At 44.0% G+C, this 26,077-nt stretch carries 29 protein-coding genes; 18 read left to right on the forward strand and 11 right to left on the reverse strand.

Annotated features, from left to right (window positions below):
- Window positions 1-43 precede the first annotated feature (43 nt).
- Window positions 44-412, reverse strand: a complete 369-nt coding sequence (locus ACKTR2_RS04695; protein ID WP_407883009.1) for a hypothetical protein — start codon at window positions 410-412, stop codon at window positions 44-46.
- Window positions 413-463: 51 nt separating this feature from the next.
- Window positions 464-1,204, reverse strand: a complete 741-nt coding sequence (locus tag ACKTR2_RS04700; RefSeq protein WP_407883011.1) for a demethylmenaquinone methyltransferase — start codon at window positions 1,202-1,204, stop codon at window positions 464-466.
- Between the two features lie 647 nt (window positions 1,205-1,851).
- On the opposite strand from ACKTR2_RS04700, the gene ACKTR2_RS04705 reads away from it, so the two are divergent.
- The 6 genes from ACKTR2_RS04705 (at window position 1,852) to lrgB (ACKTR2_RS04730) (ending at window position 7,490) form a co-directional block, all read left to right on the forward strand.
- Window positions 1,852-3,609, forward strand: a complete 1,758-nt coding sequence (locus ACKTR2_RS04705; RefSeq protein ID WP_407883013.1) for a LytS/YhcK type 5TM receptor domain-containing protein — start codon at window positions 1,852-1,854, stop codon at window positions 3,607-3,609.
- Window positions 3,590-4,327 carry a LytTR family transcriptional regulator DNA-binding domain-containing protein gene (locus ACKTR2_RS04710; protein ID WP_407883015.1) on the forward strand — a complete coding sequence of 246 codons (738 nt, stop codon included), beginning with the start codon at window positions 3,590-3,592 and terminating at the stop codon, window positions 4,325-4,327. Before ACKTR2_RS04705 ends, ACKTR2_RS04710 begins: the two co-directional genes overlap by 20 nt.
- Before the next feature lie 385 nt (window positions 4,328-4,712).
- Complete coding sequence (locus ACKTR2_RS04715; RefSeq protein WP_407883017.1) at window positions 4,713-5,189, forward strand: CidA/LrgA family protein; 477 nt, start codon at window positions 4,713-4,715, stop codon at window positions 5,187-5,189.
- Window positions 5,190-5,203: 14 nt separating this feature from the next.
- On the forward strand, window positions 5,204-5,980 hold the full coding sequence (lrgB, locus tag ACKTR2_RS04720) for an antiholin-like protein LrgB (RefSeq protein ID WP_407883019.1): 777 nt from the start codon (window positions 5,204-5,206) through the stop codon (window positions 5,978-5,980).
- A 269-nt stretch (window positions 5,981-6,249) separates the two neighbouring features.
- Window positions 6,250-6,705: a CidA/LrgA family protein gene (locus ACKTR2_RS04725; protein WP_407883021.1), complete on the forward strand. Its 456-nt coding sequence runs from the start codon at window positions 6,250-6,252 to the stop codon at window positions 6,703-6,705.
- Between the two features lie 26 nt (window positions 6,706-6,731).
- A complete protein-coding gene (gene lrgB, locus ACKTR2_RS04730) occupies window positions 6,732-7,490 on the forward strand; it encodes an antiholin-like protein LrgB (RefSeq protein ID WP_407883454.1) in 759 nt (252 codons plus the stop codon).
- A 77-nt stretch (window positions 7,491-7,567) separates the two neighbouring features.
- Here lrgB (ACKTR2_RS04730) and ACKTR2_RS04735 read toward each other — a convergent pair whose 3' ends face one another.
- On the reverse strand, window positions 7,568-8,200 hold the full coding sequence (locus ACKTR2_RS04735) for an HAD family hydrolase (protein ID WP_407883023.1): 633 nt from the start codon (window positions 8,198-8,200) through the stop codon (window positions 7,568-7,570).
- 418 nt (window positions 8,201-8,618) lie between these two features.
- Between ACKTR2_RS04735 and ACKTR2_RS04740 the strand changes: the two genes are divergently transcribed.
- From ACKTR2_RS04740 to ACKTR2_RS04770, 7 genes are all read left to right on the forward strand, one after another.
- Window positions 8,619-10,040 (forward strand): C69 family dipeptidase, encoded by a 1,422-nt coding sequence (locus ACKTR2_RS04740; protein ID WP_407883025.1) that lies wholly within the window; start codon window positions 8,619-8,621, stop codon window positions 10,038-10,040.
- A 279-nt stretch (window positions 10,041-10,319) separates the two neighbouring features.
- Complete coding sequence (locus tag ACKTR2_RS04745) at window positions 10,320-10,577, forward strand: GlsB/YeaQ/YmgE family stress response membrane protein (RefSeq protein WP_407883027.1); 258 nt, start codon at window positions 10,320-10,322, stop codon at window positions 10,575-10,577.
- Between the two features lie 15 nt (window positions 10,578-10,592).
- On the forward strand, window positions 10,593-11,138 hold the full coding sequence (gene amaP, locus ACKTR2_RS04750) for an alkaline shock response membrane anchor protein AmaP (RefSeq protein WP_407883029.1): 546 nt from the start codon (window positions 10,593-10,595) through the stop codon (window positions 11,136-11,138).
- 14 nt (window positions 11,139-11,152) lie between these two features.
- On the forward strand, window positions 11,153-11,335 hold the full coding sequence (locus ACKTR2_RS04755) for a DUF2273 domain-containing protein (RefSeq protein ID WP_407883031.1): 183 nt from the start codon (window positions 11,153-11,155) through the stop codon (window positions 11,333-11,335).
- 20 nt (window positions 11,336-11,355) lie between these two features.
- Complete coding sequence (locus tag ACKTR2_RS04760; protein ID WP_407883033.1) at window positions 11,356-11,781, forward strand: Asp23/Gls24 family envelope stress response protein; 426 nt, start codon at window positions 11,356-11,358, stop codon at window positions 11,779-11,781.
- A gap of 39 nt (window positions 11,782-11,820) precedes the next feature.
- The gene (locus ACKTR2_RS04765; protein WP_407883035.1) at window positions 11,821-12,225 is read left to right on the forward strand and encodes an Asp23/Gls24 family envelope stress response protein; all 405 of its coding nucleotides are present in this window, start codon (window positions 11,821-11,823) and stop codon (window positions 12,223-12,225) included.
- Between the two features lie 18 nt (window positions 12,226-12,243).
- On the forward strand, window positions 12,244-12,495 hold the full coding sequence (locus ACKTR2_RS04770) for a CsbD family protein (protein ID WP_407883037.1): 252 nt from the start codon (window positions 12,244-12,246) through the stop codon (window positions 12,493-12,495).
- Window positions 12,496-12,624: 129 nt separating this feature from the next.
- Here the strand turns inward: ACKTR2_RS04770 and gap are convergent, their stop codons facing one another.
- On the reverse strand, window positions 12,625-13,632 hold the full coding sequence (gene gap, locus ACKTR2_RS04775; RefSeq protein ID WP_407883039.1) for a type I glyceraldehyde-3-phosphate dehydrogenase: 1,008 nt from the start codon (window positions 13,630-13,632) through the stop codon (window positions 12,625-12,627).
- A gap of 184 nt (window positions 13,633-13,816) precedes the next feature.
- Between gap and ACKTR2_RS04780 the strand changes: the two genes are divergently transcribed.
- Window positions 13,817-14,152, forward strand: coding sequence for a hypothetical protein (locus tag ACKTR2_RS04780; RefSeq protein WP_407883041.1), 336 nt, complete (start codon window positions 13,817-13,819; stop codon window positions 14,150-14,152).
- 157 nt (window positions 14,153-14,309) lie between these two features.
- On the opposite strand, the gene ACKTR2_RS04785 is transcribed toward ACKTR2_RS04780, so the two are convergent.
- The 3 genes from ACKTR2_RS04785 to rihC all read right to left on the reverse strand — a co-directional run bounded on the left by ACKTR2_RS04785 (window position 14,310) and on the right by rihC (window position 17,954).
- A complete protein-coding gene (locus tag ACKTR2_RS04785) occupies window positions 14,310-14,969 on the reverse strand; it encodes an NAD(P)H-hydrate epimerase (protein ID WP_407883043.1) in 660 nt (219 codons plus the stop codon).
- Window positions 14,970-15,001: 32 nt separating this feature from the next.
- A complete protein-coding gene (locus ACKTR2_RS04790) occupies window positions 15,002-16,867 on the reverse strand; it encodes an FAD/NAD(P)-binding protein (protein WP_407883045.1) in 1,866 nt (621 codons plus the stop codon).
- Window positions 16,868-17,033: 166 nt separating this feature from the next.
- Window positions 17,034-17,954, reverse strand: coding sequence for a ribonucleoside hydrolase RihC (gene rihC, locus ACKTR2_RS04795; protein ID WP_407883047.1), 921 nt, complete (start codon window positions 17,952-17,954; stop codon window positions 17,034-17,036).
- A 309-nt stretch (window positions 17,955-18,263) separates the two neighbouring features.
- Here rihC and ACKTR2_RS04800 point away from each other — a divergent pair, with 309 nt between their 5' ends.
- A complete protein-coding gene (locus ACKTR2_RS04800; RefSeq protein ID WP_407883048.1) occupies window positions 18,264-19,145 on the forward strand; it encodes a tyrosine-protein phosphatase in 882 nt (293 codons plus the stop codon).
- A 163-nt stretch (window positions 19,146-19,308) separates the two neighbouring features.
- On the opposite strand, the gene ACKTR2_RS04805 is transcribed toward ACKTR2_RS04800, so the two are convergent.
- The gene (locus ACKTR2_RS04805; RefSeq protein WP_407883050.1) at window positions 19,309-19,938 is read right to left on the reverse strand and encodes an NAD(P)-dependent oxidoreductase; all 630 of its coding nucleotides are present in this window, start codon (window positions 19,936-19,938) and stop codon (window positions 19,309-19,311) included.
- An 84-nt stretch (window positions 19,939-20,022) separates the two neighbouring features.
- On the opposite strand from ACKTR2_RS04805, the gene ACKTR2_RS04810 reads away from it, so the two are divergent.
- On the forward strand, window positions 20,023-20,658 hold the full coding sequence (locus ACKTR2_RS04810; protein ID WP_407883052.1) for a GyrI-like domain-containing protein: 636 nt from the start codon (window positions 20,023-20,025) through the stop codon (window positions 20,656-20,658).
- Here the strand turns inward: ACKTR2_RS04810 and ACKTR2_RS04815 are convergent.
- On the reverse strand, window positions 20,655-22,088 hold the full coding sequence (locus tag ACKTR2_RS04815) for an MFS transporter (protein WP_407883054.1): 1,434 nt from the start codon (window positions 22,086-22,088) through the stop codon (window positions 20,655-20,657). The two genes, ACKTR2_RS04810 and ACKTR2_RS04815, sit on opposite strands and share 4 nt — an antisense overlap.
- A gap of 67 nt (window positions 22,089-22,155) precedes the next feature.
- Between ACKTR2_RS04815 and ACKTR2_RS04820 the strand changes: the two genes are divergently transcribed.
- Window positions 22,156-22,965, forward strand: a complete 810-nt coding sequence (locus ACKTR2_RS04820; RefSeq protein WP_407883056.1) for a CPBP family intramembrane glutamic endopeptidase — start codon at window positions 22,156-22,158, stop codon at window positions 22,963-22,965.
- 196 nt (window positions 22,966-23,161) lie between these two features.
- Here the strand turns inward: ACKTR2_RS04820 and ACKTR2_RS04825 are convergent, their stop codons facing one another.
- Window positions 23,162-23,611, reverse strand: a complete 450-nt coding sequence (locus tag ACKTR2_RS04825) for a universal stress protein (RefSeq protein WP_407883058.1) — start codon at window positions 23,609-23,611, stop codon at window positions 23,162-23,164.
- A gap of 12 nt (window positions 23,612-23,623) precedes the next feature.
- Window positions 23,624-25,237 (reverse strand): Nramp family divalent metal transporter, encoded by a 1,614-nt coding sequence (locus ACKTR2_RS04830; protein ID WP_407883060.1) that lies wholly within the window; start codon window positions 25,235-25,237, stop codon window positions 23,624-23,626.
- Between the two features lie 240 nt (window positions 25,238-25,477).
- Here ACKTR2_RS04830 and ACKTR2_RS04835 point away from each other — a divergent pair, with 240 nt between their 5' ends.
- Window positions 25,478-25,777 carry an HU family DNA-binding protein gene (locus tag ACKTR2_RS04835; RefSeq protein WP_407883061.1) on the forward strand — a complete coding sequence of 100 codons (300 nt, stop codon included), beginning with the start codon at window positions 25,478-25,480 and terminating at the stop codon, window positions 25,775-25,777.
- Window positions 25,778-26,077 lie beyond the last annotated feature (300 nt).

The raw sequence follows: 26,077 nt of genomic DNA on the forward strand, positions 1-26,077 counted from the left end.
TTATTTGTTAGTGTCATTTAAACACCAACACTAAGAGCCAAGTTTAATGGCGCGTGGTACGCAATGAACCGGTCTGGTGATTTTTCAGTTGGTTCGCTTTGAACCTTAGTGATGCGGCCTCACCTTCAAACCTAAAATGGCGTAGTCGTCCATGATAGGGTTGCCCCGCAGCGCGCACACGGGCCCAACGATCCATTTCATTGGCCATCGAGAGGGCAGTGTCGTGTCGGTTAGGAGCACCTTCGTTAACTGCGGCAGTAGCAATGTCATCGCGTAATGAAGCCGCTAAATTGTGATTATAGTCGACCAATGCTTGGGTTATCGGCGCATCTTTGTAGCGATTAAAGAGCCGCTCAATGTAGCGCATCGCATCTTTACTGTCTTTGGGCTGGTAATAGCGTTCTTCCGACACAATGAATCCCTGACTTTCCTAACGTGATTTGGTGTTAGTGTACGCGAATTTTTAATGGCTGTAAACGGGGGCTGCTATTGACTTGAATCCAGTGTGGCAGGCAGCCGCGCCGAAAGTAAACCGTTGAAAGGTCACTTTAGTAAACCCTGCCGTTTCAAAAGAGTCTGATAAAGCTTGGTAACTAGGGAAAGCGGCCGTTGTACGTTGTAAATAATCATATTCATCATGAGCATGAGCAAACACTTGTCCAAGCCACGGCATAATTCGACTAAAGTACCAATGCCAAAGGGGGCGAATGATTGGCGCAGTTGGTTGGGAACTCTCTAAACAAATCAGCTGACCGCCTGGTTGCAATACGCGTAAAATTTCGGAAAGGCCGGCCGCCCGATCAGCTAAATTGCGTAAGCCAAAGCCAATCGTGACGACGGCGAAGGTATCGTTTGGAAATGGTAAGTGCAACGCATCGCCGACGATGACGGTCGCTTGATCAGTCAAATCTTGGACCGCGATTTTTTGGCGTGCGATGCTAACCATGGCGCCACTGAAGTCTACGCCGACGATATGACCCTTAGCCCCAACACAATTGGCTAACGCAATCGTCCAGTCACCTGTACCACAACAAAGGTCTAAGGCCAGATCGCCTGGTAGAATATGTGTTATTGCCATGGCGCGTTGTCGCCATTTTTTGTGCTGACCAAGTGAAATAATATTATTCATGCGATCATAGCGTGGTGCCAATTTGGTGAACAACGCCTGAACACTGGCAGGCCGTTTGGGCGAGGCTAACGACATATGAGCAGCTCCTTACTTATTTTATGGTGATTATGGAATTAAAAATACGACATCCTCGTTTAATATAAGGGTTTCAGGAGATGCCCGCAAGCGTATGAACGAGGTGATGCCAACATTTAGGCGGAAAATAAAATTGGTATTAGGATCAGGTTAATCTTTTGTAGTGTTGTTTACTGTCGATCAGCCTGAACGTCACAGGCATGTTGATCGACTTTTTGATTAATTCACTCATATTCCGAAGCTATGTGTGATTCCGTCCTAGTAAAAGCGAAGTTGTTGATTAAACTGTGAAACAAACTGGTTACTGACCACCGCTGTCACATACGATGTTAGTTTGCGATTATCTTGTCAGTTGTGTAGAGGCTTACATAAATAATCATTAATTAGGCATCTTGACCGTTTAAAATTAATTGTGCGAAGGTTTGATCTGGCACTAGTAGAACTATTTTCCTTTTTTAGAATTGTATCCGCTTAAACTTTACGCAAACCGCAGTTAAATCAGAACATGAACCTTCTTTACTCATCCATTCCTGGCCAAGAACAAGCGTCATTTAGTGATGATTAGGTAGCTATTTAAACACATTTGACTTTCGGGGATGCGATCACCATGCGTATAATAGGTGTACATCTGCGAAAGGAATGTAACCATGCTGACTTTATTTTTACTAATGATGCAGCGCGTTGGCCTAATCATTATCTTGGCCTTTATGCTCGTCAATGTTCGCTACTTTCGCCAGTTACTAAAAGATCGAGATACGTGGCCGGCTAAAGGGATCTTAATTATTATTTTTGCGTTATTTGCCATTATTTCTAATTTAACTGGCGTGGAAATTACCGCCCACAATACACTTATCTCCAGTACTTGGTTGACTGGATTACCTGCGACCGACTCCATTGCTAACACTCGGACATTGGCGATCACCGTCTCTGGCTTAGTCGGTGGACCAGTTGTAGGGGGAATTGTTGGCCTAATTGCAGGGGTTCATCGTGTGATCCAAGGAAATGGTTCTGATTTATTCTACATTTCCAGTTCACTGCTGGTGGGCATATTATCTGGTCTTGTTGGTCAACGAAATGCAGATCGAAACCAGTATCCCAGCACAGCGATGTCAGCATTACTTGGCCTTTCAATGGAGGCGGTCCAGATGCTATTCATCTTTGGGTTTAGTCATGCTGGATTTGCATTGGTCCGTCTGATCTTCTTCCCGATGATGATTCTAAATAGTGTTGGGACGTCGATCTTTATGTCAGTCATCTCGGCCTATTTGCATCAAGAAGAACAACTACGGGCCGTACAAACGCACGATGTGTTGGAGCTGGCTGACCGAACGTTACCCTTCTTTAGTTCTGGATTGAATGAGGCCAACGCGCAGCAAGCCGCAACAATTATTCGAAATTATACGAATTTTGATGCCATTGGAATTACCGACTCCGTCGATGTGTTGGCCCATGTTGGCGCAGGAAGTGATCATCATATTCCGGAAAAAGAAGTGATGACCAGTCTATCAAAAACAGTATTAGCAACTGGTGAAATGAGAATTGCTCATAGCAAAGTGGAAATTGGTTGCCCACATGCGGATTGTCCATTAGCGGCAGCGGTAGTTATTCCACTGATCGTTCAGCAACAGGTCGTGGGGACGTTAAAAATGTACTTTACCAATGCTAAAAATTTAACTCCCGTTGAAGAACAGTTGGCGAAAGGTTTGGCGTCAATTTTCTCCAGTCAGTTGGCATTGGGAATGGCTGAAGAACAATCTAAACTAGTCAAAGATGCGGAGATTAAGTCTTTGCAGGCACAAGTTAATCCGCACTTTTTCTTTAATGCGATTAATACAATTTCGGCGTTAATGCGAACGAACGCGGATAAGGCACGGCAATTATTGTTACAGTTGTCGACTTATTTTCGAACTAATTTACAGGGGGTACGCGAGACAGAAATTACGCTTCAGCAGGAACGTGAGCATGTTGAAGCCTATTTGTCACTTGAGCAAACGCGTTTTCCTGATAAGTATCAGATTCATTTTAATACTTCGGTTAAAGATACAGTCATGCTGCCACCTTTCACAATTCAAGTTCTAGTGGAAAATGCGTTGCGACATGCGTTTGGTGATCGAAGGTATGGCAATCAAGTGTGGGTTAACGTCCGCCAAGTGTCAGCGGCACTGCAGGTCGAAGTGATCGATAATGGCTTAGGAATTGATGCCGAGGTATTGCCGCAACTTGGTCATCAAATTGTTAAATCTGCCAAGGGAAGCGGAACCGCTTTGGAAAATTTGAACGCTCGACTAACAGGACTTTATGGTCAAATGAGTCGTTTACATTTTGAGACTGGTATGACCGGTACTCGTGTGAGTTTGACCATTCCGGAAAAGGAGGTTGTTGGTGATGAAAGTGCTCATCGTTGATGATGAACCATTAGCACGTGATGAGTTGGAATATTTGTTAACTCAAAATCAAGTGGTGACGAAAGTACAACAAGCGGACTCCATTAGTGCAGCAATCACACAGTTAGTTGCAATGCCAATGGATCTAGTCTTTCTAGACATTTCATTGAGCAACGAAAATGGCTTTGATTTAGCTGATAAGTTACACCAATTAGCGACGCCACCGTTAGTTGTTTTTGCAACTGCCTATGATCAGTATGCGGTTCGGGCATTTAATATTGATGCGATTGATTATGTATTAAAACCGTTTGAGCAACGACGAATCGACCAAGCACTTGCTAAAGCTGCAACGGCCTTGCAGACGCGCAGTGTTGACCAGCGAGAAACAAACCTCACGCCCACACCGATGGCAAATGCAGTGATATCGATCACCGAAGATGAAAAGACACGGGTATTGAAGCAACGCGATATACTTGCGGGATTCGTCGAAAATGGAGAATTAGTCATTATTACCGCAACACAACGGATTGGCGCACACCAAACGTTGAGCTGGTTATTGACCCGGTTGGCACCTGAACAATTCATGCAGATTCACCGCAGTATGGTTGTAAATGTAAACGCGGTTTCAGAAGTCGAACCATGGTTCAACCATACATACCAAATCACACTGACAAATGGAGATAAAATGCCTGTCAGTCGCTCTTTTGTCAAAGAAATGAAACAGCGATTGAATATGTAGCTCGATCACTATCCGATTAAATCTTGGCCATCTACAAGTATTTGTGGACTGGTCTTTTTTTGATGGTGGCTTGATTTTTGTGTTTAGTTTATTGTGTCGAGTGTTGCAGAGATACTAGTTGCCGGGTTGTTTGTTTGGGTTAACCTTGCATTTTAAGAAAATTTGATAAGCGTTAGATGTTTCATAAGTTCAAATGTGATCAAAGTCAACTGATGTATTTGTCATTTCACCACTTGATTATGGCATTTCGATCGCTTTTTTTGACCTTTGACAAGTGAAACTGCAATTAGAGCGCGGATATTCGTAAAATAAGGGTGTTAGGTGAGATGAATTTATGTTCTCATCATTGTTACGCAATCATTCACATGACTAGGAGGTCATTGTCATGGCAGCAAAGCAACCTAGCTCTAATCAAACAGCATCACAGGCGACAACTGGTGAAAAGACACCAGCAGCACCAATTCTTATTCAGATTGGGATTTATGCCACGATTCTCTTTATTTCGTGGTTAATCTCAGAATTCTTCGCGAAGACCTTTCCCAAGTTTCCTTTGCCAACACCAGTGATTGGTTTGGTGCTCTTATACCTAGCACTAACCTTGAAAATTGTGAAGGTGGAATGGGTGGATTCGTTCGGTGGCTTCATGATTAGCCTGATTGGTTTCTTATTTGTTCCTTCTGGAATTCAATTGGCCGGTACTTTGGGAATCCTGCAACATGAAGGGTGGAAGTTAATTGTTGTCATTATCTTATCCACCGTGATTCTTTTGGTCGTTGTGGCCTACACAACGCGGCTATTTATTTGGATTCGGGTCCACTTATTCCACGGCGATGCAGAAGTCGACGCGAAGAATAAACAGTAGAAAGGAGCATAATCATGTCATTTACAATTCTTGCAGCGACAGCACCAGTTATCACCGGACCGTTAGCCTACTTTGCAACACCATTCTTTGGCATTTTCTTATCCGTGATTGTTTATTTGTTAGGTCAATGGTTATTTAAGAAGTTCAATGGTTTCTTTCTCTTCCAGCCCTTATTTGTCGGCATGGTCTTAGGAATCATTGCCCTGATTGTGTTAGCAAAAATGCTAGGCATGGATACTGCGAAATTTTACACCATGGCCTACAAACCAGGTGGCGATATCATCTTCTGGTTCTTGAACCCAGCTACGATTGCGTTTGCCGTACCACTGTACAAACGTAATGATATTGTCAAAAAATTCTGGTTGGAAATTCTGCTTTCACTCATTATTGGGGCCTTTGTATCTTTGTTCGTCATTTATGGCATCTCAAAGGCCTTTGGGTTGAGCAATATCGGGATTGCTTCAATGCTCCCACAAGCAGCAACGACAGCGATCGCCTTGCCAATTTCGACCGCGATCGGTGGTAATGCAGCGGTTACGGCCATGGCCTGCATCTTGAATGCCGTGATTATTTACGCGCTGGGTGGCTGGCTTGTTAAGGTGTTCCGTTTGAACTCTGATCCGATCGGGACTGGACTAGGATTAGGTACTTCTGGACACACCGTTGGTTCAGCATTCGCGCTTGAACTCGGTTCAGCCCAAGGTTCAATGGCTGCCATTGCTGTGGTTATTATCGGGATCGTGATTGATATCGTTGTACCGATTTTCTCGGCGATTGTTAATTTACACTAATTAGTTTAACGATTAATAACAGGATTGAACGATACTGAGTCTCTTTCGAGATAAGGTATCGTTTTTTTGTGGCCCGGGGAAGTCACATTGTGAAATTCATGATTTTATACAAAAATCATGAACAAACTGGAATAAAATTCTGATAAATTATAAAGCGCTTACAATACCGATATAAAAGCTTCTAAGCTGATATATAATCGGTTATAATTCAAGGGAAGAAACTCAATTTCACAAACTCAAGCTTGCTCAATTGAACGGAGGAAACGTTGATGGAGAAGTCAAAGAACACGCCAAAATCAGCGCCAAAGCCTGCACCAATTTTGATTCAAATTGGCGTTTATGCAACTGTCTTGTTTGTTTCTTGGTTGATTTCTGAGTGGGGTGCGAAAACCTTTCCCAATTTTCCATTACCGACACCAGTAGTGGGGTTAGTACTTTTATATGTCGCTTTGAATTTGCACGTTATTAAAGTTGAATGGGTGGATGGATTGGGCGCCTTTTTGATTGGGATCATTGGCTTCTTGTTTGTTCCATCAGGGATTCAACTAGCCGGCACTCTTGATATTTTAGGTAAGGAAGGATGGAAATTAATTGTTGTCATCATAATTTCGACGGTGATTTTGCTGGTTACGATTGCGTATTGTACGCGGCTCTTTATTTGGATGCGTGTTCACTGGTTGCACCAAGATGCTCACGTGGACACAGAAACGAAAGATGAGAGGTAAGCAAAATGACAATTGGTACGTTACTAATGGCAACAGCACCCGTTGTTAAGGGACCTTTGGCCTACTTTGTTACCCCATTTTTTGGTATTTTTCTATCGATTGTGGTCTTTTTACTGGGTCAATGGTTATTTAAGATTTCGCATGGTTTCTTTTTATTTCAGCCCTTATTTGTCGGCATGGTTGCTGGGATTTTAGCATTAATGGCATTGGCAAAAATGCTCGGAATGAGCACCGCGGCCTTTTACACGCAAGCTTATAAGCCGGGTGGTGACATTATCTTTTGGTTCTTGAACCCCGCCACAATTGCGTTTGCAGTCCCGTTGTATAAACGTAATGATATTGTGAAGAAATTTTGGAAAGAGATCTTATTAGCGTTAGTTGTTGGTTCTTTTATTTCTTTAACGTTGATTTATCTAGTGGCTAAGGCCATTGGATTAAGCAAATTAGGGATTGCGTCAATGTTGCCACAGGCCGCGACGACCGCGATCGCATTACCAATTTCAGCGGCAATTGGTGGTAGTCCAGCAGTTACAGCTATGGCATGTATCGTTAACGCAGTGATTATTTACGCATTGGGTAAGTGGCTAGTGAAGGTCTTCCGGTTAGACTCTGATCCAATTGGGACAGGGTTAGGTTTAGGAACCTCTGGTCACACGATTGGTTCGGCCTTTGCCTTGAGTTTAGGGTCAGTCGAAGGATCAATGGGGGCCATCGCGGTGGTCATCATTGGTATCGTTGTCAATGCAGTAGTACCAGTCTTTGCTAGTTTAGTTGGTTTACGTTAATTAGATTAAAAAACATTATAAAAACGGCATTCATTTATTCTTGATGGATGCCGTTTTTATAATGGTGAAGTTGTCATTTACCCAATTAAATTCAGTAAATCGTGCGGTTGATCCAAGACTTCATCGCTATCACGAATGAGCGATTGGGCTTTTGGGCCGCCCCATGTTGCTAAACCAAATGTAAGTCCCGCTGCATGGGCTGCTTGTAAATCATAAATTGTATCGCCGATATAGATTGTTTGGTTAGGCATTAATTTTAATTTAGCCAAGGCTAGCTGCAGTGAATCAGGTGCCGGTTTACCTCGTTGAACTTCATCAGCAGTTACGTGGCCATCCATGAACTGATCTAAAGGAAAATTAGTCACAAGATCACGTTGATATTCAGGTGCTAACTTTGATGTCACAATGGCTGTGGTCAGCCGAGGATTTTCGTGGAGTTGCTGGAGAACTGCTTCAATTCCAGGATAAATGCGCATTGTATCATAGGTCGATTTCGTATAATTTTGCCAAATATCGATTAAGCCTGGAATTTCGTCATCGGGGATGCCGAGTTGTTGAAATGCAATTTTGCCGGTCGTTCCAAATGTTTGGGCCAGCCGCTCATACTCAAAATGCCGACCGGTTTCATCTAGCGCCTGCTGCATGGCAAGCATGTACATTTTTTCAGAATCAAGCAAGGTTCCATCTACATCAAAAAGAAAGTTCTGCATCTAAAAGTAGCCTCCGCCTTTATGGAATTATTTTAAATCAATTATAACAGAGGTGGTAACTAGAACTGAGAAAAGCCGATTTATTAATCAGAAGATGGTTGCACCATTTGCTTAAACGCGCTCACCAGACCTGAGTCCTGTGCACAACCAGTAATCACTACTGGGTGACCCCCGTCCGTGATTCCCAGTTGTTGCTCGGACTCAAGACGGGTCTGGCTCACGCTCTGGTATAAACGCGCTCACCAGACTTTAGTCCTGTGCACAACCAGTAATCACTACTGGGTGACCCCCGTCCGTGATTCCCAGTTGTTGCTCGGACTCAAGACGGTCTGGCTCACGCTCTGGTTTCATAAATTAAAGAGGAGTACACTTATTTTTAAATATAAAAATGGATATGTAAGAAAGGATTGAACCAGTAATGAAATGGGATAAAGCTTGTACCACCGTGTTAGTCGGGAAAAAGGCCTCAATTGATGGCTCCGTCATGGTTGCTAGAAATGACGATACTTTTTTACCAATTGCACCACAACGGGTCATTATGCGACCAGCTGTCACCGGCCGACATGAAGAACTGGCGTCAACCCAAAATGGGTTTAAAGCACCACTGCCAGAAAATGGTTATCGCTATCAAGCAACACCAAATGTCGATGTCGCTGGTGAAGGTATCTACGATGAAAGCGGCTTTAACGAGAAAAATGTCGCTATGTCTGCCACAGAAAGTGTCTATGCCAACGAAAAGGTACTTGCTTACGATCCACTGATTCCAGATGGCATGGCGGAAGACACGATGCAGACGATGGTCTTGCCTTTTATTGACTCTGCCAAAGATGGCGTTCACTACCTAGGGGACCTCGTGGCAAAATACGGTTCGCCAGAGGGTAACGGGGTCATCTTTGCTGACCAGGACGACATTTGGTATATGGAAATCGTGACAGGTCATCATTGGGTGGCTTCCCGGATTCCAGACGATGCTTATGTTGTCGCTGCAAATCAGGTAGGACAAGAACAAATTGATTTTGATGATCCAGACAACTTTATGTGGTCAGATGGAATTCGTGAATTCGTGTCCGAACATCATTTAAATCCCGACAAAACGGGCTGGAACTTTCGCCACATTTTTGGAACCGATACTGAAAAGGATCGGCATTACAACACACCACGCGTTTGGTTCGCGCAGCGGTACTTAAATCCAGAGATCAAGCAAGAGCCTGAGTCTAGTGATTTGCCATTTATTTGCCACGCCAATCGGCTAATCAGTTTGGAAGATGTTGAATATATCGAAAGTTCTCACTACAATGAAACACTTTTTGATCCATTAGGTCACGGTAGCGACGAAGACAAGACACGTTATCGAGCGATTTCATTGAACCGGACACAGCAGAGTCACATCTTGCAGATTCGGACTAATGTCCCAGCGGCAATTTCTGCGGTGATGTGGATTTCCATCGGAATCCCGGCTTATACGCCATATCTACCTTTTTACGCCAATGCGACGGACACCGACCCCAGCTTTGCTAACACGTCCATGACGTATAATGTGAAAGATGCATACTGGATGTACCGCACTGTTTCGATGTTAACTGAAAGTCATTACAGTCATTTTATTCAGGCTGATACTGACTATTTGAAAGAATGTCGAGAGGAATTACGGCGATTGATTGAAACGATTGATCAGCAAGCACAGACGTTAAGTGGTGAAGCCTTAACTGCTTACTTGACGGAACAAAACCATGAAGTCGTTAACCAGATGCGGGATAAGACGATGACATTCATTGGTCAATTGGTAACAGACGGACTTGGGATGTCTAAACTGACTTTTAATATGGATGTTAATCTGTAGGATTCTAAAATATTGTGGGATAAAACAAGCAACGTGAGATTTGATAAAAAGTTCGTTTTGGCAATGTCGCCAAGGCGAACTTTTTTGTTGGGCATTGGCTAGTCCGATTCTTGTATTTAGTCTGACGTTTTTTCTTGGGTCTTTTTGTGTATCAAGGACAAGGATACATTCTAGGTGGTATGTAAGTGCAACATATGATGCTTATAAGCAGATTTTTTGCGATTGAACATATCAATACCATAAGATTAAGTTAATCAAAAAAGGAAGGAAGTGGTTTTAATGCTTGGATGGTTATGGTCAATTATTGTTGGTGGTTTGATTGGATTTGTGGCAGGGTTAATTATCAATCGGGATGTTCCTGGTGGCGTGATTGGTAATATTATTGCGGGATTGGTTGGTGCTTGGATTGGTCAATCATTGCTAGGGTCTTGGGGGCCTTCATTGGCTGGAATGGCCGTTGTACCGTCAATTCTAGGTGCAATCATTTTAGTTTTGATCTTGTCATTAATCATGAACGTGCGAAAACGCAAAGATTAGTTAGGAGGTCACTTGATGAGACCAGTTAGTAAATGGATCATTAGTCTCACTGGGTTAATTGTCTTAGTGACCGGTGGCCTGGCGATTTTATTAGCGATTAATGTGCCTGGGGTCACCAACGAGCTTAATCATTGGTTATTAATTAATCCGGATGTGACTCGCTGGGTCTTATTAGTCCTAAACGTAATTACGGCCCTGACTGGTGGGATCTTGCTCTTGATCGGTATTTTTAAACGAAAGCGATTGCGTGCCGTTCGTTATCAGAAGAACCACGGCGAGATTATGCTGCCAATTGCCGCGATGGAACATGATTTGCAGTATCGTTTGTCCGAAAGCGGTCGTTTGGATCGTCCCCACGTTTCATTAACCGTACGTCGACACAAACAGGCTGATGTGAAGGTGTCAGCGCTAACTACTGATCCGGATTATCAACAAGTTGGGCAAGAAGCCTTGCAAGTAGTGAATGATTATTTGCAAAAAAGTTTAGGATTAACCCTCCGGCGCCCACGGATTGAAGTCCGACCGGCAACCCCTGATACCCATCCTGCCCGGGTGGTTTAGAAAGGAGTGGTTGAATGAATCGAATGATGTTTGGCACTCTGGTCGGCTTGATTCTTGGCTTGGCTTGGGTTCTAGCCGGATTTTGGAGCATGATTCTAGTTGCTGTAATTGCGATTCTTGGTGGCTTAATTAGTCACTTCTGGCCAGTAAGTACGCGTCAATTAAAACAAGAGATTAATCGGTTTTTGTCTGATTAATCACATAGGAGGAATGAGTGATGGCGGATACAAAAACACCCCCTTTAAAAAGTACCTTATCATTTGATGATGGGGTCATTGAGAAGATTGCCGGTTTGGCAGCTCGTAACGTTGATGGCATCTTATCCTTAGACGGTGGGATGTTAAGCGGGATTACCGACCGCTTTAGGAACCAAGCCGACCCAACGCAAGGTATTGACGCGGAAGTCGGGCAAAAACAAGTTGCGTTGGACATGAACGCGACGGTTGAATATGGGAAAGACATTCATCAAATCTTTGAGCAAGTTAGTGATCGAGTTGTGCGCGATGTTCGCAATTTTACCGGTCTGGATGTCATTGAGCTGAATTTACACATTAATGATGTAATGAGTAAACGTGATTGGCAAGAACAGACAAAAGGTAAACCAAATTCGCAACATGCGCCTGAAGCAAAACATGTTGAATAACCACGACCGTTTGAAGTAATGGTGTAAGGAGGAATTTAAATGGCTGAAGCAGCAACGAAGAAGCAAATTGTGTTTGATGATGATGTCTTAGAAAAAATTGCCGGTAAAACAGCCCATGAGGTTGACGGCGTCTTGTCGCTATCTGGTGGACTAATGGATAATTTATCGACCCAAATTCGTGGTGATCGTCCTGAACATGGCGTTTCAGCTGATGTCAATGAAGATGATCAAACCGTTGATTTAGAGCTCGATGGTACGCTGGAATATGGTCGTGATGCGAATGATATTTTTGATAAGTTATCACGTAAAATTATCGCGGCTGTTCGCTCAATGACTGGCTACAAGGTCACATCGATTAAACTTCACGTGAAAGATTTATTGACACCAGAAGAGTGGCAAGCTCAGCAAAAAGATGATTCAAGTAACGATAAGAAGAAAGATTAATCAGGGAGGAAGCAAGTGATGAAGAACTTACTATTAGGCTTCAGTTTGGCAGCCAACGTGGCCTTGGGATACATGTTATTTCAAGATAATGACCAGATGAAAGATTTGAAACAGAAATTTGATCATTTCAGTGATGAAGCTGGAGGCAAAGCCCAGCAAGTCAAAGGGGCGATTACTGGCGATACCGGCGATAAAATTGGCGGTAACGTTAAGGAAGGTGAAGGCAAAGTTAAAGAATTTGCCGATTCCATGGGCGACAACTTTGATTAATTCATTAAAACGCATTGATATTACAAAAACACCACCGGCAAATTGTAAGCCGATGGTGTTTTTGATCGTATTGGATAGACATATCGTGTAAAGGATAAATATGTCAGAAAATTCAATTTAGTGCCAAGGTTAAGCTAAAGCTTCTGCCTTAAGCGTTCGAATCATGTTGCAAACAAAACCATATTCGTTATCGAACCAAGTAGCTGTCTTAACGACTTGGAAGTCACCATTTTGGGTTACTTCAGTTAAAGTTGGGTCAAATACAGCACCATGTGTGTCGCCAATAATATCGGAGGAAACAATTTCATCTTCGTTCCAACCGAAAGCAGGATTATTCTGCGTGTGTGGCTTGATAGCTTCGTTAACTTGGTCAGCGGTGACTTCTTTGTCCAAGATGGAAACTAACTCACAAACAGATCCATCAACCACAGCAACCCGTTGGGCGTGGCCGCTAAGGTGACCATCTAATTCTGGAATAACTAAACCAATTGCGGTTGCGGCGCCAGTTGAATGCGGAAGCGTGTTTGCAGATGCGGTCCGGTTAGGACGGAACTTGGAGCCCTTTGGACCATCTAAAATCATTTGTGAGCTCGTGAAGGCATGGATCGCGGTAATCGTGCCGACCTTAACGCCAAACTCCTTGTTTAAGAAGTAAGCCATTGGTGCAAGTGCATTAGTTGTACATGAGCCAACGGAGATGATTTGGTCATCGTGTTCAATTAAATCGTCATTAACGCCCATCACGATTGTCTTAATGGGACCTGCTGGTGCTGAAATAACAACTTTCTTAGCGCCGGCATCAATATGTGCTTGTGATTTGTCTTTGGATGTATAAAAGCCAGTACATTCAAGCACAATATCAACCCCATCGTTAGCAACCCACGGAATGTTATGCGCATCACGTTCAGAGTAAACGCGAATCTTCTTGCCGTTTACGACTAATGAATCGTCAGTGGAACTCACATCAGCGTTAAGACGGCCAAAGGTGGAGTCGTACTTAAACAGATAAGCTAACATAGCTGGACTAGTTAAATCATTGATGGCAACAATATTCAAATCTGGGTCATCCAATTCTAAAATCCGTCGAAAAGAGTCACGACCGATTCGACCAAAACCATTAATACCGATATTTGCCATAAGTTTTTGCCTCCTAGGATTGCGTGTGTTATTTAACTACACCAGTAGCCTAGCAGGAAATGACCGAAAAAGCCAATAAAGTGACTCGTGACTTGAGGTGCCGAAAACAACCTACGCTTTTTAATTGTCGTTGTGCGCGGAAACGATATAATGAGGGTAGTCAAAAAGTGAGGTGGGTGCGTTTATGAGTGAAACAATTCCAGAGAATATGAACGAGGTCAGATTGCGCGTCCAAACTTTAAACGAACAACGAGGCGATCAAGCGCCGATAACGGAAGCGGATGTCATGACGGCAGCGGTTCACGACACGTTACAATACTGGGTCGACTATTTACTGGATGGTCATTACGATGAAGTCACGTGGGTGGATCAAGACCTCGTGGTAACTGATGTGATGGGCAAACCAGTGGGACGAGTGAGCCCAATGAGTGCGACGTTTGCTAACGATTATCGGCAAAGTCCTGAGGGGACCATGTTCCGATTGGAAAATGAGGCAAATAAGATTATTGCCCAACGATAACTTGATGAGTTCGATCCATTAATGCTTTTAAGGATCGCTTTCAACAATGGTGCAATTTAATTTTGAATGGGTGTCAAAAAAAGCGAGCTCCGATTTCGGAAACTCGCTCTTTTTGTACAAATTAGTGTCAGCAAAATTTTTCTTTTTGGATAAATGACTAGCCTAGTCGCTCAATTGTTTCAGGATCGTAGATGCCAATGTCTGCGATCGTGATGCGGCCGGCATACAGTTGTCCTGACTTGGTCGTTAAACCAATTTTGTTATAACTCATGGTGATGGTTTCAATTGCTTGAATGGCAACGCCCATGGGTTGACCGGTATCGGCGTCAATACCACTTGGAATATCGATAGCTAAAATAGGCAAGTTAGTCTGGTTTAATTCTTGAACAGCCTCAGCTAACTGGCCCGCGATTGGTCGTGAGAGACCGACCCCAAATACTGCATCAACTACTGTGGTAAAAGTTGTAAGTTGATCTGGCTTCGTTTGTGTGACATGGATGCCATAACGTTTGGCAATTTCATATTGTTGCGTGAGTTGCTCAGAGGCATGATCCAAATTACCAATTAACCAGACCGTCACTGGAATGTGGCGCAGATGTAGTAATCTAGCTACTGCGATGCCATCACCGCCATTGTTGCCACTACCAGCGACGATCAACACATTAGTTAGCTCAAAGTTGATGCTGGTCGTTAGTCGCTGTGTGACAGCTAAGGCGGCGCGCTCCATTAAGACGGGTGAGGGAATTCCTAGGTGATTAATCGTGTAGTCATCAAATGTACGCGCCTGTTGGGCACTAATTGCCTTTTTAACGGTCATATTAGGATCTTCTTTCCATAAAATCAGTCAGCCTAGTGGTCGGCAAAGCGGTTAAACAAATCGGCGATGGTTGCATCGGCGGTGCGCAAAACGCTGTCATTGACTCCTGGACGGGGACTGGCAGTGGTGAACCAGTGTTTACCTTCAGTTGGGACTCCCCAGAAGTATAAGCCAGTGACCGCTTGGCCGTGTTGATCAAGCAATTCGTTGGTATGCATGTCAACATCGACAGCACCGGTTTCAAAGATGGTGCCATCTTCCATTGTTAGCTGTTGTGGCCGAGCTAGCTTCGCCCTAATGAGTTGTTTGATTAAGGGGTTTTGGCTGTGGCTAGCTGAAACGGCTGGTAGCCGTGCTTCTACTAGGCAGTCAGCCTGATAAGTCTGATCGGGGACGTTCTTTGACCATGTGACAAAACGTTGGCTGTTCTCGTCACCAGATACTAACATGCCCGGTCCCAGTAAGGTCACGACGCCTGCTTCCACCAAAGCTTGTAATTCCGCGATGCGACTTTCTGGCGGCCCTACTGATAGATAGGAGTTTTCGTTATCAAATTGGCCTAGAAATAGGTTACGGAAGTCTTCGGCACGGATCAATTCGTTGTCGACGACACGCCGAACCACGTCGCGCAGGTCGCGAAACATTTCTAAAGACGAAGTCAGTGGTCCGGTCTTAGTCCCGGCTAAGGCAGCCTCTACGTCGGCTTGTAGATAGTCAGCCATGATTTTTGAATCATCACTATGAGCTAGAAATTCTGCCGGATTCAGTAACTGATTCCAATTGAGGTAGTCACTTTCAATAATCGGTGACCGGAAGACAACGGCTGATGGTTGAGGCGCTGCAACGAATTCACGCAGAAATTCTTCAGCATCTACTTGTGGATACTTGAGCGCTAACAGACGTTTGTAATAGACGTACTCCGCCTCGTGATGGAATTGCTCGATGAAACGGGTCCCTGATAAGGAGCCGGCCTGATAGTGAGAAAACCATGGCGCTGTGAAGAAATGCGGTTGATCGAGTTCGCCATAACCTTTTTCATTACGCCCCTTAGCGCGCAATGGAAAACCACGGCGTGATCCGGCAATAATATGTGGTTCAATGCCAGAAGGTTGATAAACGAGCCGCTGATGTTCGTCTTGAGTGAAGTGGCCACCGCGGCCTTGCGTTAGCATGGTTACGGCGTCAAAGAAGCTCAATCCCAGTCCGCGTAAAATCACTGTTTGATCGGCTGCTACATGGTCGAACTGATACTCTTGTGGTTGGGTGGGGGCAATGTAGTTAAGGTTATGCTCGTCAGCAAAATTCATCAACCCAACTTGTTCTTCGGTTAAGTCATTTTCAAAGTGGCCGAGCGCCATGATAACTGCATCCGCTTGAAAACGATGGGTGCCAGTTTTGATTAAATAACGATCGGTCGCCTCAATACGACGCACTGATTGTGCTTGTTCTTTAAGGATTGTTAGCGTGATATTATCTGTGAGTCGCTGTTGCAAATACTCATAGAACCACAGTTGATAAGCGCCAAAAAAACTGCGTGATGAATAGCCATTATGGATTAATGCCGCCGCTTCATTAAGCAATTCTGCGCGATTGGGTAGGTCGTGATGAAATAAGAAACCTGGCGCCTGTTGATGGGCCCATTCAAATAAGTTGGGCCCTTTGGCAATCGGACCGTCCATTTTAACGGTCTCGTCAGTAAACAACGTAATGAAATCAGGATTCGTATTCATCACCAGTTCATGGGGTTGACCAACTTGCCAAACGCGGCCACCGACCCCGAACGGATCTACTAAGGTGATATTTAACTGATGATAGGTGTTTGTTTGGCGTTGCCATTCAATCAAACGCTCGGCGCTGATTAAGCCGCGGGGGCCTGCGCCAATAAGAACGATGTCCATGTGTCTTCCTCCCGTGATTAAAGTATGTCAGTAACTTTAGTATATTTCTTTGCGTGTTAATCCGCATCAGTTTGTGATTTGAATTTGTTGGCCGCAAATAAAGGCCAAAAAAACACCCATACCGATAGTGAAGTGGCATGGGTGCAATCGTATCTCGTAGAGTTTGTTATTCGTGAGCGCTGATTTCTTTTAGTTCATCAATAAACCATTGGTTAAAGGCAGCCGCATCAACGTCAACACAGACGCTAGCGTTAGTTTTACCATCATGGTAAGCGGCCCGAACGTCGGCAACCGTTTCGCCATTTGCGGGCCCTTCAGTAATGACATCAATCCAGTAATCTTTGGTCGTGTAAGCTTCTGGATGTAAGAGGTAGAAAATAGTGTTGGCATCGTGGACGGCAGTTCCAGCGTCGCTGTGATCAAAATCATGGCTGATGATTTCATGCAGCATGTGGCCGGCACGGCCCATTTTGTCGATGGTTTGTAGGGTTTCATCAGTGATTAAGGCTTTCATGGTCACGTCCAAGCCGACCATTACAATTGGAACGCCAGATTGATACATAATTTGAGCAGCGTGTGGATCAGTGAAAACGTTGAATTCAGCGGCGCTAGTCATGTTGCCGTGACCTAATGATCCACCCATAGCAATGATCCGTTCGATACGATCTTTGACTTCTGGATATTCGGTAAATAGTAAAGCGATATTGGTGTAAGAACCGGTTGGAACCAAAATGATCTTTTCATCGCTAGCCATAATCGCATCGTGTAATGCTTCAACGGCAGATTTTTCTAGCGCTTGGTCAGTTGGTTCTGGGAAATCATAGCCAGCCATCCCTGAGGCGCCGTGAATCCGAGCAGCATCTTCGAATTCCTTAATTAATGGCGCTTTAGCACCGCCCGCCACGGGAACGTGCTTGCCATAAAAGTTATCGATTGTCAGGGCATTTTTAGTGGTCTTATCCACAGTGACGTTGCCGGCTACAGCCGTGATTAGTTGCAGATCAATGTTGGCATCATTCAATGCCATCGTTAAGGCCGCTGCATCGTCAATTCCGGGATCGGTGTCCATAATTACTTTATAAGTCATGTTGATTCCTCCAGTATATTCTTCCGTGGCGTAACGCTCACAGTCGCTACCGACGGTTCACTATCATCATACTAAAAATGACAATGAAAAGAAAACGCTTTCGAATATTCTAGTGGTTTTCTTATCTACGGTCGTGTTTTAGTAGGCACCTCGAAATAAAAAGCGTGCATGCCATCTAGTGCTAGCCTAAACCACAACCCTTAGAGTGATGACTCGTATTCTGGTGTAAACGCGCTCACCAGACCTGAGTCCTGTGCACAACCAACAATCACAACCGGGCCAAATGCGCCCAATTGTGATTGTCCGTTGTTGCTCGGCCTCAAACCGGTTTGGCTCACGCTCTGGCTCTTTCGTCGAAGCCATGAAAACGTTATACTAAATGACAAGTATAACGAATACAGGGGGGCGTTAACGATCGAACGACTATTAGACATTAAACATGGATATAACTTTCGTGATCTAGGCGGGTACCAAACAACTGATGGTCACACAACTAAGTGGCAACGGACTGTGCGTTCAGCTGCCTTGAATCAACTGAATCGTGCAGATTTAGCCACACTGTCGGCGTACGGTGTGCATACCATTCTTGATTTCCGCACAAATCAAGAACTGTTGCGGGCACCAGATCGGGTTCCTGGTGGTGCCAAAGATTATCACAATCCAATTTTAGCCATTGATGATACACGAAGTTCTGCCACCCGCGAAGAACTTCGCGAGGACTTATCAGAACCTGGCTATGGGCACCGACAAATGATTCAAACCTATCATGAAATGATTGCCGATGATTTTTCGCAACAAGCTTATCGTAATTTCTTTGATTATTTAATTGCCAATCAAAAAGGGACACTATTGTTTCATTGCACAGCGGGGAAGGATCGGACGGGACTTGGTGCGATCATGTTCTTGGCGGCTTTAGGTGTTCCACAAACGACCGTTTTACAGGACTACTTGTTAACCAATGAAGTTTCTAAAGCTGTACTTGATGCAAATATGGATCGTTTGGATGGGGAAGGCGCATCGGCGGCAGTGAAAGACAATATTCGTGCTTTGTGGACGGTGCATGAAGATTATTTCACCGCGGCGATGGATGAAGTCAAGACACAGGCTGGCGATTTGCCACATTATTTGTCTGACAATTTGCAGTTATCTGATGAAAAGATAGCTGAATTGCGTCGATTATACCTGGCGTGAATTGAAGTATAGTACGGATCAATAACAAAGTGGTAAAAAGGTCCCAATTAAAAATCACCCATTCTCTGAATTGGAGACGGGTGATTTTTGCTTTTTGATCCAGTATTTGCCGATTGGCTACTATATTTCCATTGATTTGCGAACTAAGATTATCAATCAACGGTTACACAGAAACAACGGAAATATGTTCATTACGGTGCTGGTGATTTTGAATTTCGTCGACAAAGGCAATAGCATAATCTGCATAACTAATTTCACTGCGCCCATCAGCGTTGAAGCTTAGGAAATCAGCCCCTAATTGATATTTGCCTGTCTTGGGCGCGTTGAAGACGAAATTTTCTGCTGGAGAAATGTAAGTCCAATCGACGCCATCACTGGCCTGTAACCGTTTGAGTGCTTCACCCATATTGGTCGAAGTGTCCTTAAAAGCTTCCGGAAAGCCGGGCTCGTCAAAGAGCCGGTTGGTACGATGTTGGTTCGTGAATAGACTACCAGCACCACCGATAACCATTAACCGAATGCCAGTTTGTTTAGTAATATCAATTAAATGTTGTGTCACCAAGGGATAACGGTATCCCTCACCTCGTGGAGCACCGTAGGCACTGACGAGGACGTCAAGGTCTTCGATGTCATCTGTTATCAATGACATTACGTCCTTTTCTAAATAAGGGACAGGGGTACTTAAGCGATGATGATCGCGAACGATGGCCTCGACGTCAATGCCGCGGCTTTGCGCTTCAGCCATGATTAAAGCCCCAGCTTTACCAGTCGCGCCAATTACACCAATTTTCATATTTGTTTGGCTCCTTATGACAGATTTAAGTTCAATCTCAGTATAATGAACCTAGTCTTAAAAAGATAATGAGAGGTTTTTAAAATGGCCGATCCAAAATATGAATGGCGTAAAGTCGAGCGGAAAATTTATCCAACGATGAAACGACCAACGATTACAACGATTCCTGAACAAACGTTTATCACTTTAAGCGGCCAAGGCAACCCCAACAGTCCCGAGTTTGCCGCGCAAGTTGCGGCACTCTATGCGGTCAGTTACGCGATCAAGATGGCACCTAAAAAAGGATTATCATTTACCGGAGCTTTTGATTATACCGTTTATCCCTTAGAGGGACGATGGACATTACCGAATAAACCGACGGGGGAAATCATAGATAAAGATCAGTTGGTTTACCAAATTATGATTAAACAACCACATTTTGTGAATGAACAAGTCTTTCAAACAGCGCTGACTTTAGTTAAAAATAAAGTTGCTCCTGAAGTACTTGCACAAGTGCGTTTAGTCTCCGTTACGGAGGGATTAGTGGGAATGATTTTGCATGTCGGTTCATTTGATACGGAGCCGACAGATTTTGAACGCTTGGATTATTATTTACACGCAGAAGGCTATCAACGAATGCGTCCAGACCACAAGGAAATTTATTTATCTGACTTTCGCAGAGTGGCGGAAGCGAAGCGAAAAACAATTTTACGTGTGGCGATTGAACGAAGCGCTGACTAGCTCAACTGCCGGCCTTTCATAATTTTTCCTAGCCGCAGGGAAGTTAAGAGTGCTAGCACAATCATGATAAATGAGACGATGAAAGCAACTTTGAGACCATACAAGAAAACGTCTGGGTGTTTAGGCAAATAAGTGGTTACCCGATAGCCCAAGCGATGACTCATAGCCGCAAATAAGGTCGTGGTTGCAGCGGCGGTGCCAGCGACCATTCCTAAGTTTCGTGCCAATGAATTAACGCTGCCAGCAACACCCAATTCATTTTTGGCGACTACGGACATGACAATGTCGCCATTTGGTGATTGAAACAAGCCAGTGCCAATTGCCATGATCATAGTGATCAGGGCATAAAGCCAAATGGTGGTTGTGGCATTTAAAAACCACACATAACCGAGTTGAGATAGGGCGATTAATGCTAATCCGGTACTAGCAACACTTGCTTGGGAAAGCTTATCCGCCAAAAATCCACCGAACGGCCCAGCTAAGACTAAGATGATCGGGAAGATCATTAATAACAGACCAGCTTGACCAGGCGTAAAGTGTCGACTGTCTTCTAAGTAAAATGGCATCAACACAACGCTGAAGAAGTTTGACAAAAAGATAAAGACAGCCGCCGTCACTCCCAGTGTAAACGGACGATTTTTAAAGATGGTTAATGGCATCATGGGTGAGCCACTACGATTTTCCTGCCATAAGAAAATCAGCAAGCTGAAAAAGCCGATTAAAGCGCCGCTAATGGGTAGCGGTGCGGTATAACCTGCTTGTTGACCAATGAAAACTGCCCCGAATAAGCCGAGGATTGTCATCGTCCAGCTCAATAAACCGATCCAGTCAATGGCCCCGCCAGGCCGTGGCTCGTTTTTGGGTAAGACTAGCATCCCCACCCCGATTGCAAATAGACCGATCGGAACATTAATCCAGAAAATATCGTTCCAGGTACCATTAGCGAGAATTAATCCACCCAGAGCAGGACCGGCAACCGAACCCAATGCGACAAAGGTGCCAACAAAACCCATTGCTCGGCAGCGATGTGCGATGTCGAAGGTACTAGTCACGATCCCGTAAGTATTAGACAAAGTGAGCGCACCGCCAAATGCCTGTACTGCCCGGGCCAACAAGAGTAATGTGAAAGCATGACTTAGGCCAGCGAGAGCAGAGCCTAAGACGAATACACCGGTTCCAATTCGAAAAATACGGATCTTACCGTACATATCACCAAGGCGTCCGAAAAAAAGCAGTAACGCACACATCAAAATAAGATAAAGGGAGACAATCCATTCGACTTGGTTGACGGGAATTTGTAATTGTTTGCTCATAACTGGCATGGCGATATTGACGATGCTGGCGTCTAAATTGGACATGAAAGCAAAGATCCCCAATGCGACGAGCACCCACCAGTTGTTGGTGGCTGTGGGAGTTGATTGTGATTGCATCAAAACTACCTCCCTTTTATTTGCTGGCTGTATTGTAGACTTGTCAAGAAGGAGTTGTGAATCAAAAATGCTTGGTAAAACTTCCATGAAGTCACTCACTAAAAAAAGATCCTCTCTTGCGGCACTTAGCATCGCCATTGGCTTAACGGGGGGAATGATGTTGCTGCTGTGGGTGCTAAGAACGATTTTTAAACCGTTGATCCCATTGAATATCATGACTTTCAGTGTTGAAGTGGTCATGATTCTAGTAATGTTAGCGGTAAATCACTGGTGGCTAAGAGAATCGCTAAACTATCGCTTACAGACTGGGATTCAGTTCTGGTCGGTGATCTGGGTGGGAATGCTCATCGTTGTCATTAATGGCGGGACCTTTATCGCTTATCAGTGGATTAATCAAAATAGTGCGGCCCTGGTTTATGCCATCGTGGTCGCAGCTTTAGTCGGTTTTTTTGAAGAGACAATGTTTCGTGGTCTGATTCTGAAAATCCTGTTACGCAGTTTTGGCCTGAAACGAGTCAGATTAGCGGTTGGTGTGAGCAGCTTACTCTTCGCGTTAAGTCACGCTGGGCACTTTTTTGACCACCTAGGACAGACGCCCATCAACACGACCTTACAAATTGGTTATGCTTTTTGTCTGGGAGTGTACTTTTGTGCGGTGACGTTGCGTACTGGCACTTTATGGTGGACGATTGTCATCCATGCCGTTTTTGATGTACAAAGCTTTATGCTGACTTATCAGGGGAAAGATGCGTTGGCAACGGTCGTGACAGGGCAAACATTAACAGCAGAAATTATCGTCGATTTACTGATCTTTATTCCAATTATGATCATCGGATTTGTGCTATTGAAACCATTGAAACAGGCTGGAAACATATGAGTAACCTAGCAAGTTAAAAAAAGACAAAAAATACCCTGAATTTTGTTCGGGGTATTTTTTGTCTTTTTTTAACTTGCTAGGCCAACCTGATCTTGATGCTTAGCCGATTGTTATCAATTGGGCAATTACGGTCAGCTATGATTAGGATCAAAGTTGGCTTTGCTGTGAGTTTTTAGTCGCTATCTTGATGGTGATTTTAACGAATAATCATGACAGAAATAGGCGCATATTTGGCCATGTAAGCGGCTTGTGAACCAAAATATTTTCGGATTCCTTTTTTGGATAACGAACCAATGATTAGTAAATCAGCATCAGCCTGCGGAATAACATTTTCGACAATCGTTTCACCGGGATCTCCTTCGTCGACGATTACTTCGATATCTGCTACGCCACCTTCGCGAGCAGCTTTGACATAATCTTTCATATGCTCAACTAGTTCTGCACGTTCACCATGAATATAATCTTTGGTCAAGGCCTGATAAACATTCATTTCATCACTTTCGAGTATCGAGGTTAAAATTAACGTGGCTTGATCTTTAGCAGCGCGACGAACCGCATAATGAAAGGCCAGTTGAGCATCGGCTGAATCATCAACTCCGACAAGAATTCGTTTGAAAACTTTATCAATTGATTCTGATTCGGACATATTCATTTCCTCCTACTTATGCATCTCAATTTCCGGCGTTGTGTCAGCTGATTCTTTTGCAACCGTGGCTAAATGTTTTGCGTACGCTTTGTTACCACGATATAAGTCGATGATCATCCATGCGAGTAAAGCTAAGATCGCAACAATGGCAACATCGGCAATACCATCTGCTAAAGCAAGCTCGCTCTTAGAAGCGCCATTACCGAAGAAACCTTCAATCTGTGCTGGTAAGTTCATGATGTTGAGTCCAGTCAGTGCTAACACCGAAATCCAGCCAGCGGCCTTGGTATACCAGTGGTTCGTGAACCGTTTTCCCATTTCCGTTTTGCTATCAGTAAACATCAACAATGGCAACATAGAGAATGGCAGAGCAAAAGCTAGAAATACTTGTGAATTATTCATTAAATCATTGAGTGCCTCGTGTTGGTGAACTAGGCTTTGACCACTTGTTAAACCAACACAAATTAAGACAGGAATAACTGAAAGCAACCGGGTGATGAGTCGACGTAGCCACAGTGGCATTTGCATGTGGATGAAACCTTCCATGATAACTTGGCCAGTTAAGGTGCCAGTAATCGTGGAGTTTTGACCAGAAGCAAGTAGGGCAATCGCAAATAAGGTGGACAAGATACCTGTCCGAGCCACACCAGCTAAAACACCGTTACTCATGGTCGATGTGTCGGATAAAGCTTGATGTAGACCGAAGAAAGATGGATCCTTAACAGCGCCGCTTTTGAAAACAGCGACCCCCATGATCAACAACAACGCATTAACGAAGAAAGCGACTGTTAATTGAATATTAGAATCCCACATGGAGAACCGTACTGTTTGAGCTACTTGTTTTTCATCATTGTGGTCTAATTGACGTGTCTGCGAAATAGCAGAGTGCAGGTATAAATTATGTGGCATGACTGTCGCACCGATGATACCTAAGGAACCGGTCAGTGGGGTCATTCCGCCAACAGTCGGTGAGGTTGCAATGGTTTTGGCATTTGGCACTAAGCCAACGATGACTTGACTCCAATTAGGGTCTGATAGAGCAACTTCGTAAGCAAAGACCACGAAGATGACAACAATTAAGGCAACGACGATGGCTTCAATTTTACGAAAACCAATTTTGGTTAAAAGTAATAATAGCAAGACATCAAATACAGTAATAAAGACGGCGATGACAAGCGGGATCTTGAATAGCAGATAAAGGGCGATCGCTGCCCCAATAACTTCGGCGATATCAGTCGCCATAATGGCAAATTCTGTTAGAATCCACAGCACAATCCCCAAAGCTTTACTGGTTCGGGCCCGAATTGCTTGCGCTAAATCCATTTGCGTCACAATACCCAGTTTAGCCGCCATGGATTGTAAAAGCATGGCGATTAAACTTGATATCAAGATGATGGACATTAGCAAGTATTGAAAGTTTTGACCGCCAGTGATGGAAGTTGACCAGTTACCGGGATCCATGTAACCAACGGCGACTAACGCGCCAGGTCCAGAGTAGGCGAGCAAGGTTTTCCAAAATCCCTTGCCCTGTGGAACTTTCACAGTTCCATTAATTTCTTCTAAGGACGGCCCGTTCGCATAATGAATGAGCCGTTCTTTTTTTGGCTTTTTCTCGATTGTATCCAAAAGAATACCTCCCCTTTGTTTTCTCGGTACTGTCACATCATACAACTTTTTTAGGAGAAATCTACACAAAATTTAAAAGATTGTATATTATTTTTGAGGTAAGGCTAATTTTATTGAGATAATTATATAAATTAATTTTAAAACAACGCTGTCCAAAACTAAAAAACTTTGAAACTTCTTCTTTCCACGTCATGGTGTAAGGCGACATGAGAAATATTTGGCTCATTTGTGAGGGAGGTAATGATAATTAAACGCGTAACTAAGAATGAACTAATCAAACATGTCTCACAACATACTTATGTATCACAGGCGGTGGCACGGTGCGTGATCAATGAATTCATGGCAGTAATTATTGAGGAATTGGCGCGGAATCATCGCGTTGAGTTGCGCCGGTTCGGTACCTTTACACCGCGAACCAGTCAAGCACGGCTGATTAACACGACAACGGGTAAGTCTGTCAGGATTTCGGCGCGCAAGCTTGCCAAATTTCATGACGGTTCAGACATGCGGCGACGCTTGAACCAGGATCGGGATCGTTAGTTTGCTGATCATTTATAGCCATGATTGACTGATGCTTATCTCAGGTGTACTTGTTTCTTTGCCGCCGATGCCGGATCTTGAAGTCCCACTGTGACATCATTGCTTTTTGCCTAATAAAAAAGTTCTGACGAATACGTGTACACGTATCATCAGAACTAAACTTAGTTGAGTATTTTTGGATCAAATAGAAATTTTAGCCTATTATAAGCGTACCTCTTATCTATAATGGGCTAATGACAAAATAAGTGTTAGGCAAAGGAGCAAAATTAAATTGACACTCAGCAAAACGGCAATTAGATT

Source organism: Furfurilactobacillus curtus, from assembly GCF_045862785.1.
In the GTDB taxonomy this organism is placed as follows: Bacteria; Bacillota; Bacilli; order Lactobacillales; family Lactobacillaceae; genus Furfurilactobacillus; species Furfurilactobacillus curtus.